This is a genomic window from Reyranella sp., assembly GCF_004297405.1.
In the GTDB taxonomy this organism is placed as follows: Bacteria; Pseudomonadota; Alphaproteobacteria; order Reyranellales; family Reyranellaceae; genus Reyranella.
In genome coordinates, this window is sequence record NZ_SCVC01000042.1 from 39,367 (window position 1) to 51,335 (window position 11,969).

At 61.4% G+C, this 11,969-nt stretch carries 7 protein-coding genes; 3 read left to right on the plus strand and 4 right to left on the minus strand.

All coding sequences use genetic code 11. The features are described 5' to 3' along the window. The first annotated feature begins 56 nt into the window (after positions 1-56). A complete protein-coding gene (locus EPO50_RS26440; RefSeq protein ID WP_296349662.1) occupies positions 57-968 on the plus strand; it encodes an ABC transporter ATP-binding protein in 912 nt (303 codons plus the stop codon). Next, the gene (locus tag EPO50_RS26445) at positions 965-1,954 is read left to right on the plus strand and encodes an ABC transporter ATP-binding protein (protein WP_296349190.1); all 990 of its coding nucleotides are present in this window, start codon (positions 965-967) and stop codon (positions 1,952-1,954) included. The genes EPO50_RS26440 and EPO50_RS26445 overlap by 4 nt, the downstream gene beginning before the upstream one ends. A 14-nt stretch (positions 1,955-1,968) precedes the next feature. On the opposite strand, the gene EPO50_RS26450 is transcribed toward EPO50_RS26445, so the two are convergent. From EPO50_RS26450 to EPO50_RS26465, 4 genes are all read right to left on the minus strand, one after another. Beyond that, entirely contained in the window at positions 1,969-3,840 is a 1,872-nt protein-coding gene (locus EPO50_RS26450) for an HWE histidine kinase domain-containing protein (RefSeq protein ID WP_296349193.1), read from the minus strand. Positions 3,841-3,864: 24 nt separating this feature from the next. After that, on the minus strand, positions 3,865-9,315 hold the full coding sequence (locus EPO50_RS26455) for a HAMP domain-containing protein (RefSeq protein WP_296349195.1): 5,451 nt from the start codon (positions 9,313-9,315) through the stop codon (positions 3,865-3,867). Between the two features lie 211 nt (positions 9,316-9,526). Next, positions 9,527-10,063: an MgtC/SapB family protein gene (locus EPO50_RS26460; RefSeq protein WP_296349197.1), complete on the minus strand. Its 537-nt coding sequence runs from the start codon at positions 10,061-10,063 to the stop codon at positions 9,527-9,529. A 2-nt stretch (positions 10,064-10,065) separates the two neighbouring features. Continuing rightward, the gene (locus EPO50_RS26465) at positions 10,066-10,458 is read right to left on the minus strand and encodes a PRC-barrel domain-containing protein (RefSeq protein ID WP_296349199.1); all 393 of its coding nucleotides are present in this window, start codon (positions 10,456-10,458) and stop codon (positions 10,066-10,068) included. A 447-nt stretch (positions 10,459-10,905) separates the two neighbouring features. On the opposite strand from EPO50_RS26465, the gene EPO50_RS26470 reads away from it, so the two are divergent. Continuing rightward, on the plus strand, positions 10,906-11,916 hold the full coding sequence (locus tag EPO50_RS26470; protein ID WP_296349201.1) for a hypothetical protein: 1,011 nt from the start codon (positions 10,906-10,908) through the stop codon (positions 11,914-11,916). Positions 11,917-11,969 lie beyond the last annotated feature (53 nt).

Here is an 11,969-nt window from a genome sequence, read left to right on the forward strand (position 1 = left end):
CCGAACCTCTGCTGGACATCCGCGGTCTCAAAACCTGGTTCAAGACCGACGACGGCATGGTGCGTGCCGTCGATGGCGTCGACCTCCATATCGATCGCGGCGAGACCCTGGGCGTCGTGGGCGAGTCGGGCTGCGGCAAGACGGTGACGGCACGATCGGTGCTGAAGCTGATCGACATGCCACCGGGCCGCTTCGAGGATGGCGAGATCCTGTGGCAGGGCCGGAATCTGATCCCGCTCGAGCAGGCCGAGATGAACAAGATCCGCGCCCGGGAGATCGCGATCATCTTCCAGGAGCCGATGACCTCGCTGAACCCTGTTTACACCGTGGGCGACCAGATCGCCGAGGTGATCGAGCTGCACCAGAAGTTGTCGCGCAAGCAGGCGCTGGTTGGCGCCGCCGAGATGCTGCGGCTGGTCAACATCCCCCACCCGCAGCGTCGGGTGCACGATTATCCGCATCAGTTCTCCGGCGGCATGCGCCAGAGGGTGATGATCGCCATGGCGCTGTCCTGCCAGCCCAAGCTCCTGATCGCCGACGAGCCGACGACGGCGCTCGATGTCACCATCCAGGCGCAGATCCTGGAGCTGATGCAGGAGATGAAGGACAAGTTCGGCATGGCGATCATGCTGATCACCCACGCCATGGGTGTGGTGGCCGAGACCTGCCAGAGGGTGACAGTGATGTATGCCGGTAAGGTGGTCGAGGAAGCGCCGGTCGAGGCGCTGTTCGGCAATCCACGGCATCCCTACACGCAGGGCTTGATCCGCTCCATCCCGCGCGTCGACCGCGCCGCCGAGAAGAAGCAACGGCTGGAAGCGATCGCGGGCACGGTGCCGAGCCTGCTCGATCCGCCGCCCGGCTGCCGCTTCGCTTCGCGCTGCAAGTACGCGATGGAGGTCTGTACCCGGGCGATGCCCCCTCTCAAGGAAGTGGGGCCTGGCCATTTCGTGCGGTGCGTGCTGTGAGCGGCGCGCAGCCCAGTGGCGAGACGCTGCTGTCGGTCCGTGATTTGCGCAAGCATTTCGCGATTACCGGTGGCGTATTTTCGCGCGTCGTCGACAAGGTTCATGCCGTCGACGGTGTCAGCTTCGATATCGGGGCCGGGGAGACCCTGGGGCTGGTGGGCGAGTCCGGTTGTGGCAAGTCGACGACCGGTCGCTGCATTCTGCGCCTGATAGAACCTAGCTCGGGCGAGGTGCTGTTCCAGGGCGCCGACGTCACTCAGATGAAGACCGATGCGCTGCGGGCCATGCGGCGCGACATGCAGATCATCTTCCAGGATCCTTATGCGTCCCTGAATCCGCGTCTGACGGTCGGCGCGATCATTGGCGAGGCGCTCACCATCCATAATCTCGCCGCGTCGCGGCAGGCGCTCGAGGATCGTGTCGTGCAGCTCCTCGAGACGGTGGGCTTGCAGCCTGACCATATGCGGCGATTCCCGCACGAGTTCTCGGGCGGCCAGCGACAGCGCATCGGCATCGCCCGTGCGCTTGCCGTCGAGCCCAAGCTGGTGATCTGCGACGAGCCGGTCTCCGCGCTCGACGTGTCGATCCAGGCGCAGGTCATCAACCTGCTCGAGGACCTGCAGGAGCAGTTCGGCCTCACCTATCTGTTCATCGCCCACGATCTCAGCGTGGTCGAGCACATCTCCACCAGGGTGGCGGTGATGTATCTCGGCCGTGTCGTCGAGATCGCGCCCTCACGCGATCTCTATGATAATCCGCTGCACCCCTATACCGAGGCGCTGCTCTCGGCCGTGCCGATCCCTGATCCCACGGTAAAGCGCAAGCGCATCATGCTGCAGGGCGACGTGCCCAATCCGATCCGACCGCCGTCAGGCTGCCACTTCCACACGCGCTGCCCGATTGCTAAGCCCGATTGCGCCCAGCGCGTGCCCGAGCTGCGCGAAAGCAAGCCCGGGCATTGGGTGTCCTGTCACTACAGAGGATAGGGCTGGTAGCTGCCTCAGGTTTTGGCAAGGTGACGCTGCGCTGGCAGCTTCAGCAATGACAGTAGTACGCCTTCCAGCGCATCTGCCTCAAGGGGCTTGGATAGTAGCGGGATGCTGGTGTAGCGCCGGTCGATACTGTCGCGTTGATAGCCCGTGATGAACGCGAAGGGCACACCGTACGCGATCAGCAGATCGGCCAGCGGATCGGCCAACTCGCCAGCAAGATTGAAATCGAGGATCGCGGCATCGAAGCGCTCGCTTCTTGCTGCCGCCAGTCCTTCAGCCAAGTTCCCGTAGGGACCAATGACGGTGGCGCCGAGATCCTCAAGGATACGTTTGGCCATGATACCGACCAAGACCTCGTCCTCCACCATCAACAGCCGATGTCCGGTGAGGCTGCGGTTGCTCCTGGTGGGGAGGGGCTTGACTGGCGGCTGCTCCGTGATGGGAGCGGGGCCTGACGCCACGAGCTGTGCCCGTGGGATCGACAGACGACAATGCAGGCCCTGCGGGAGCCATTCATAGAGGACGCCACCACGAAACTGCGCCTCGATAGAGGAGCGCACGATGGAAAGTCCGAAACCCAGTGACTTGGGCTCCGATGTCGGGGGGCCACCAGTCTCAGTCCACTCAACCACAAGCGCCTGATCGTCGACCTGCCAAAGGAGACTGAGATGGCCGGTGTCGGTCGAAAACGCACCATACTTGGCGGCGTTGGTGGCGAGTTCATGGACAGCCAGCGCCATCGCCTGAGCCGTTGCCGGTAGAAGCGTGGCTGGAGGGCCGCCGACTGTTATCCGGTCACGGTGATCGGTGCGATAGGGGGCCATCTCTTCGTCGACGATTTTGCCAAGGCTGGCACCCTGCCAGTGTGTAGCTGAAAGCAAGTTGTGCGTGGCGGCGAGCGCGTGGATGCGGCCTTCGACTGTGGTGACGAACTCCGGCGTGCTCTTGGCTTTGGTAAGCCGCAGCACGGAGAGTACGACCGCCAGCATGTTCTTGGCGCGATGGTCGACTTCGCGCGCCAGTACGAACTGCCGTTCCTCCGCGCGCTTGCGGTCGGTGATGTCGACAGTGACACCCGTCAAATGGATCGGATCGCCCTTCGTGTCGCGCGAGATAACGCCGGCGCCGAAACACCATCGAACCTCGCCGTTTGGCCGGATAATGCGAAACTCCACTTGGAAGCGTGACCCCGCACCGGCGGAAATAGCGGCGATCGAATTTCGCTCCCGATCCTCGGGGTGGATCATCGCCTCGATACGCTCGATCGTGGGTGTAAAATTCGAGGGATCGACATCGAAGATGCGATAGGGACCGTCGTCCCATTCGATGCGGCCACTCGCGACGTCGACTTCCCAGGCACCCATGTTCCCGGCACCGAGAGCGATGGAGCGGCGCTCCTCACTGCGGCGGAGCCGCTCAGTCTGAGTTTCGAGCTCGGCAGTACGCGCGGCGACTCGTGCTTCGAGTTCGGCGTTCAGCGCCTCGAGCTGACGGGTCTTGCGGTAGAGCTCAATGAAGACGCGGACTTTTGCGCGCAACACCTCGGGCACCACGGGCACCGTCACGTAATCGACGGCGCCGATCTCGTAGCCACGCAGATGGTCGGTTTCGGCGATTTGCACAGCAGAGACGAAGATAATGGCGAGCTTCTGGAAACGCGGATGCTCGCGGATCATGGCTGCGAGCTGGAAGCCGTCGATCTGCGGCATGACGACGTCGATCAACACGACCGCGACATTCTCGGTCTTGAGCAGCAAGCCGAGGGCTTCGTGCGGCGAGTTCGCTTTGATGAGGGTTTCGCCGAGCTCGGCGAGGATGACCTCGTAGCTCAGCAGTTTTGCCGGCTGATCGTCGATCAGCAGGATGCCAACCTTGTCCATTGGGGCTGAATCCTCGGACATGGGTCAGCGATGCAGCCAGAGGCGCAGCGCCGAGAAGAGCTGCTCGGTGTCGACCGGCTTGGCGAGGTAGTCGGATGCCCCGGATTCAAGACACTTCTCCCGATCACCCTTCATCGCCTTGGCCGTAAGCGCCAGGATGGGCATTCGCCGCAACGCGGGATTGTTGCGGATCAGCGCCATGGTTTCATAGCCGTCCATTTCAGGCATCATGATATCCATCAGCACAATCGAGACGTCGGGCGAAGTCTCGAGGATCGAGATCGCCTCGCGCCCCGTCGTGGCAATCAGCACATGCATGCCTCGACGTTCGAGTGCGCTCGACAGAGCAAATATGTTTCGCGCATCGTCGTCGACGACAAGCACGGTGCGGCCGGCGAGCACCTCGTCGGAGCCATGCAGACGCTCCAGCATGCGCTGTTTGGCGGGTGAAAGCGTACTCGCCGCGTGATGCAGGAAGAGCGAGGTCTCGTCGAAAAGCCGCTCGGGCGACGTCGCGCCTTTGACCACGATGCTGCGTGCCATCGTATGGAGACGCGTTTCCTCGCCGGCCGAGAGATCGCGGCCGGTGAAAACCACGACCGGCAGGGCAGCCAGGGCAGGATCGGCTTGCATCGCTTCGAGGACGTCAAAGCCCGACATGTCAGGAAGACGCAGATCGAGCACCATGCAATCGTGTTTATGGGTCCGAAGTTTCTCAAGGGCTTTCCGACCTGAGCTCACGGTGCTGATCTCGACATCGGGGTGATGCAGGAGTTCGCCAACGCTCAGCCGTTCGGCCTCGTTGTCCTCGACGATCAATAGTCGCTTGCGACGAGGCTGGACGTAGTCGTTGATGCGCGAGAGTGCGGCCTTCAATCCTTCGGTCGTGGTAGGTTTGCTGAGGTAGGAGAAGGCGCCGCGCGACAGACCCTGTTGGCGGTCCTCGTCTATGGTCAGGATTTGTACCGGGATGTGGCGTGTCTCCAGGGTGCGCTTGAACTGGCTGAGCACGCTCCAGCCCAGCATGTCGGGCAGGAAGACATCGAGCGACATGGCAACGACGTCATACTGCAAAGCAAGTTCGAGCGCCTCGGCACCATGTGCCGTGACCACGGTTTTCAGGCCGGCAGCGTGGGCCGCATCGACCAGGATTCCGGCGTAGCTGGGATCATCCTCGACAATCAGTAATGTGCGATCGCCGGGCTGCAGATTGTGGCGATCGTCGAGAAACGGATCGGCCATGCGCTCGGGCAGAACGACGGCGGGTGGTGGCGCAATCCCCGGCGTCGGCTGGCGCAAGGCCGTGCGTGGGCCCATGTACATCATCGGCAGATAGAGAGTGAAGGTGCTGCCGACACCCGGCATGCTGCGCAACGACAGCTCGCCGCCCAATAGATTTGCGAGTTCGCGACTGATCGCAAGACCAAGGCCGGTACCACCGTATTTGCGACTGGTGCTGGCATCAGCCTGCTGGAAAGCTTCGAACACGATCTTCTGCTTTTCGGCAGGAATGCCGACGCCGGTGTCGGTGACCTCGAAAGCGACGACCGAACTTGCTTGATTGAGCGCGGTATTGTCGGGCCGCCACCCGCCCGTTACGCGCATGACCCGCAGGCGCACGCTACCTTCGGCGGTGAACTTCATCGCGTTGGACAACAGGTTCTTCAGGATCTGCTGCAAGCGCTTGGGGTCGGTGACGAAGCTGCGATCGAGGCCGGCATCGGCCTGAACATCGAATGAAAGGCCCTGTGAGTCCGCCTGATGGCGGAACGGTCGTGCCACGGTCTCCAGCAGATTCGCGAAGTAAATCTCCTCGGCGTCGACGGTGACGGTACCCGACTCGATCTTCGAGAGATCGAGGATATCGCTGATCAGATTCAGCAGATCGGTTCCGGCGCCATGAATAGTACGGGCGAACTCGACCTGCTTGGCCTTGAGGTTGCCATCGGGATTCTCCGCGAGCTGCTGGCCCAGAATCAGGATCGAGTTCAGTGGCGTGCGTAGTTCGTGGCTCATGTTGGCCAGGAATTCCGACTTGTAGCGCGAGGTCAGGGCCAGCTCCGATGCCTTCTCCTCGACAGCGCGGCGCGCCTGCTCGATCTCCTGGTTGGCGCGCTCGACTTCGTCGTTGCGCTCCGCGAGCTGCGCGGCTTTCTGCTCCAGCTGTTCATTGGTCTGTTGCAACTCACCCTGCTGGGTCTGCAGCTCGGACGCGAGCTTCTGCGATTGCTTGAGCAGACCTTCGGTTTGCATCGTGGCTTCGATCGAGTTCAGGACGATACCGATCGACGCGGTGAGCTGTTCGAGGAAGGCGATCTGCAGCTCGGTGAAATGGGTCAAGGAGGCCAGCTCGATGACGGCTTTGACCTGGCCTTCGAATTGGACCGGCAGCACGATGATGCTTTGCGGCACAGCCCGGAACAGGCCGGACGTGATAGGACGCGCTCCATCGGGGAGGGCAGAAATGTGGATTGGCTTACCGTCGGCAGCGCATTGGCCAACCAGGCCTTCCCCGATACCCACGATCTCGGGATGCCCATCACCAATGCTGTCGGCGTAGATCGAAAGCAGGCGCAGTCGCGGTGTGCCATCATCCTGTCTTTGGTAAATCACCGCTTGGTGGGCGCCGACAAGCCGCGTCACCTCGCTCAGGATCATCCGACCCACGGCACCGAGATCGCGCTGACCCTGGAGCATGTTCGTGAATTTGGCGAGATTGGACTTCAGCCAATCCTGTTCGGTGTTGCGCACCGTCGTGAGACGCAGATTGTCGATCATGGTGTTGAGCTTGTCCTTGAGCTCCGCCACCTCGCCCAGGGCGTCGACCTGGATCGACCGCGTCAGATCGCCCTTCGTGACAGCAGTCGCCACTTCCGCGATGGCGCGCACCTGGGTGGTGAGGTTCGCTGCCAGCAGGTTCACGTTACCGGTGAGGTCCTTCCAGGTGCCGGCGACGCCGGGCACCTGGGCCTGACCGCCCAACTTGCCTTCGGTGCCGACCTCGCGGGCCACGCGGGTCACCTCGCCGGCAAAGCCGTTCAACTGATCGACCATCGTATTGATGGTCTCTTTGAGCTGCAGGATTTCACCGCGTACGTCGACGGTGATCTTCTTTGATAGATCACCGGTGGCCACGGCGGTGGTCACTTCGGCAATGTTTCGGACCTGCGTGGTGAGGTTCGCCGCCAGCAGGTTCACGTTATCGGTGAGGTCCTTCCAGGTGCCGGCGACACCGGGGACCTGGGCTTGACCGCCCAACTTGCCTTCGGTGCCGACCTCGCGGGCGACGCGGGTCACCTCGCCGGCAAAGGAGCGTAGCTGATCGACCATCGTGTTGATGGTCTCCTTCAGGCGCAGAATCTCGCCGGAGGCGTCGACGGTGATCTTCTTAGAGAGGTCACCGCCAGCCACGGCGATCGTGACGTCGGCGATGTTTCTGACCTGCGTGGTGAGGTTCGCGGCCAGCAGGTTCACGTTATCGGTGAGGTCCTTCCAGGTGCCGGCAACGCCAGGAACCTGGGCTTGACCACCCAACTTGCCTTCGGTGCCGACCTCGCGGGCGACGCGCGTCACCTCACCGGCAAAGCCGTTCAACTGATCGACCATCGTGTTGATGGTCTCCTTGAGCTGCAGGATCTCGCCACGTACGTCGACAGTGATCTTCTTGGAGAGGTCACCGCCGGCCACAGCGGTCGTCACTTCGGCAATGTTGCGCACCTGGCTGGTCAGGTTGATGGCCATGAAGTTGACGTTGTCGGTTAGATCCTTCCAGGTCCCGGCAACACCGGGGACCTGGGCCTGACCGCCGAGCTTGCCCTCTGTGCCGACCTCGCGGGCCACGCGCGTCACTTCACCCGCAAACGAGTTGAGCTGGTCGACCATCGTGTTGATGGTCTCCTTCAGGCGCAGAATCTCGCCGGAGGCGTCGACGGTGATTTTCTTGGAGAGGTCGCCGCCAGCTACGGCGATCGTGACGTCGGCAATGTTTCGGACCTGGGTAGTGAGATTCGCCGCCAGCAGGTTCACGTTGTCGGTGAGGTCCTTCCAGGTGCCGGCGACACCGGGGACCTGGGCTTGACCGCCGAGTTTGCCCTCGGTGCCGACCTCGCGAGCGACACGGGTGACCTCACCAGCGAAGGAGTTGAGCTGATCGACCATCGTATTGATGGTCTCCTTGAGCTGCAGGATCTCACCACGCACGTCGACAGTGATTTTCTTGGAGAGGTCACCGCCGGCCACAGCGGTCGTCACTTCGGCAATGTTGCGCACCTGTGCCGTCAGGTTGGTGGCCATCGAGTTGACGTTGTCGGTGAGGTCCTTCCAGGTGCCGGCAACGCCAGGCACTTGGGCCTGACCGCCGAGCTTGCCTTCGGTGCCGACCTCGCGGGCGACGCGGGTCACTTCGCCGGCAAAAGAGTTGAGCTGATCGACCATCGTGTTGATGGTCTCCTTGAGCTGCAGGATCTCGCCGCGTACGTCGACGGTGATCTTCTTGGAAAGGTCACCACGAGCGACGGCTGTCGTAACGTCGGCGATGTTGCGCACCTGGTCCGTCAGGTTGTCGCACATGGCATTCACTGAGTCGGTGAGATCCTTCCAGGTTCCAGCAACACCGGGCACGATTGCCTGGCCGCCGAGTTTGCCTTCGGTGCCGACCTCGCGCGCCACACGCGTCACCTCAGACGCAAACGAGCGAAGCTGATCGACCATTGTGTTGATGGCTTCCTTGAGCTGCAGGATCTCGCCACGCACGTCGACGGTGATCTTGCGCGACAAGTCGCCATTGGCCACGGCGATCGTCACGTCGGAGATGTTGCGGACCTGGGCTGTCAGATTGTTGGCCATTGAGTTGACGCTCTCCGTCAACTCGCGCCAAACGCCCGTCACCTCGCTCACCTTTGCCTGGCCGCCCAGCTTGCCCTCGGTGCCAACCTCGCGCGCCACACGTGTCACCTCGGATGTGAAGACGCCGAGTTGTTTGATCATGGTGTTGACGATGGTGGCGGCCCGGAGGAATTCACCCTTCAGCGGTCGCCCGTCGACATCGAGTCGCACCGTTTGCAAGAGATCGCCTTGCGCCACGGCGCCGATCACGCGTGTTACTTCGGTGGTCGGCCAGACGAGATCGTCGATCAGCGCATTGATCGAGCCTTCCATCTCGCCCCACGCACCTGTCGAGGCCGCAAATTTTACCCGCTGACGCGTGCGCCCCTGTTCGCCGACGGCCTTGCCAATCCGCTCGAGCTGGTGGGCCATGTTTTGGTTGGCGGTAGCGATGTCATTCACCAGATCAGCGATCTGCCCGACCGGACCCTCGCGCTCACCCGACAAGCGTGCAGAGAAGTCGCCGGCCCGCAAGGCTTCCAGGACGCCGACCAGTTCGCGTAAATCTATGGGAGGAGTGGCGGTTCGGCGCGCAGGAGCGGAAACCGTCGTCGTGCTATCGGCGGCGGAAGGTGCAGCGTCGGCAGTCATAGAGCCTCCCACGAACTGGGAAGATTGCATCCGCCGATTTCCGCGTTCCCGACGGAACTACCTATGAACGCGGCGAAATCTCCCCCTAGCGACCTAAAACGCTCTCGGTTGCTTTAGGTTGCAGGCGGTCACAAATTTGATTGCAAAGGCTGTAAAGCCTTGACGTCGACCACCGGGGACAAGCCGGGAGGCTGCGAGGGATCGAACTACGCTACTTCGGCGACTTGTCCTTACTACGCTGGCCGTCGCGTTCCTCGTCGTCTTTCTTGTCGGCGGCAATGCCCAGCTTGACTTCGAAAGTATGCAGCAGGCCCATCACGACCAAGATCAGGAGCGTGCCGAAGCCCGCGATCTGCCAAAGGCCCAACCCGCAGGAAAGGCCGACCGCGCCAGCCAGCCACATGCCGGCACCGGTCGTGAGCCCTTGGACCTCGCCGCGCGCAAACAGGATGGTGCCGGCGGCCAGGAAGGCTACGCCCGCCGTGACCGCCTCGACGGCGCGGATCGGGTCCGCCACGACCGCTTCGCGGCCGAACACCGGCGTATGCACGATCTCAATCGTGAGCACGCCGAACGTCGCCGCCGCCACGCAGATCAGGATATGCGTGCGTAATCCGGCCGGTCGCTTTCGCCACTCTCGCTCAAACCCGATGAGCGCTCCCAGGACCGCCGCGAACAGGAGCCGCGCGGCGATGACTGGAAAGGCGAGGAACGTCGGATGTGCGAACTCTTCTGCGAGCGCGCCCATCGTTAGCTGGAGGCGTACTTGAATTCCGGTAGAGCCTTCAGCGCATCCTTGGTGGCACCCGGCAATAAGATTTTGTCCCCAGTGGTCTTGAGCTGTTCATACGGCAGGACAACGAGTTTGTTGCCCATGCCAAGGAAACCGCCGACCGATAGCACTACGAACGGCGACTTCCCGTCCTGGCCGATGATGATATCGTCGACCTTGCCGACTGTATCATTGGCCTCGTTCACGACGGACGAGCCAATGACCTTGCTGGCGCGGTAGCCGGTCGCAATCTTCACCACGTCGACTTTGGTAAGCTGGACAGTCTGGGGAGTACCCTGCGCCAGCACGAAGGCGGGGGCAGCAAGGGCAGTGGCCGCAGCGAGGGCTGCAGCGGCGAACAGGACACGCATGTGGACCTCCTATGAGATGCGCCTTCTCAACGGGCGCTGCAGCGGAGCGTTCCGTCAGTATCTCAACAATTGCAGGTACGGAGAGCGACTGCAGGGGAGGTCGGCCCGATAAGGTGTTGCTGTTGTCGATCAACAACCCATGAGAGACCATATAACTAGATAAGCAACCAGAATATCCAGATGGTCCCAAAAATTGTCGTTCTGCGGGCGATTGACGACGGCCAATGCCTCGACGCCGCCTTGATGAAGCGGTTAGTTGAGCTGCATTTCGTCAGGCTCATCAGGACGGCAAACAGGGCTTTATCCTCACTTCGCTAAAGTGCATTCATCTGCAGTTTGAATGCGAAACTGCCTGCTAATTACCTCGGCCAAGCATGGGGCAGTCGCCATGCTAGGGTGCCGTGTTCAGCTAGTGATGCGTGCGCTCTATGGAGATATTGAGAAGAAATGAGCGACACTATCGTTAACACACACGCGATCGAGGCTTTGTTAGCAGATTTCGTTCCACCGAAACGGGCCACCGAGCCAGTCAAGTTTGGAACTATCGAGGCAGCCTATCGAACCTCCCGTCAGTGGCAGAGTAATGAGCCGGGCGCCTGGCGAACCGGGTCCGAAGTTCACAAGCGCGAAGTTTCAAAGATGTTCAGGGAAACGTTCAATCCCTATCAGCCTTCGATCATTGTCTGGCCTGAGATGAGCGACCAAGAGCTGAGGCGTTTGAGGTCTCTGCCGATCTGGGACATAGCCGTGCATACGGAAGGCAGGGCGCGACTGCATTTTGCCGCTTACGCCAATTCGCTTGCAGATGCGGAGATGCGTTCGGCGATACTGCTCAACGCTTGGGAGGAGAATCGCCACAAAGAGGTTCTCACCAATCTGGTCCGCACCTACGGCATCCAGATCTCCGATGAACCGCCCTACACTCAGGCGCGAGACTTGGAGTGGGCGTATCTCGTTACCGGATTTTCCGAGTGCATCGATAGCTTCTTTGCTTTCGGATTGTTTCACCTCGCTCAACAGTCCGGCTTTTTTCCGGTAGAGCTCGTGGAAACATTCGAGCCTGTCATTCAGGAAGAGTGTCGCCACATTCTGCTGTTCGCCAACTGGCTCGCCTGGCACCGCGCGAACTTGTCGTGGTGGCGGCGCCTCCATTTTGAGGGTCGGGTTGTTGCGGTGTGGCTGCATATCTTCTGGCTGCGGATAGGCATCGCACGCAGTATGGGCTCAGAAAAGGATGGCTCGGCTCAGAACAGCAATTTCACCGTGACAGGTGCGCAATCAGTCAGCCCCGTCGAAGTGCGGTTTTTTGACCTCATGAGGCTTTGCTTGGTGGAGAATGACCGTCGCTTCGCCGGATATGATGGCCGTCTGGTTCGCCCAAAAACGATTCCAATGCTAGTTCGATTTGCACTGCGCGTGAGCGGGTTCTGGAAGCGGCAGAAGCCTCAGCCGACATGACCGGGCTTAGTTGATATTCTGGCTGACTTTGTTGTGCCAAAGGTAAAGCGTCA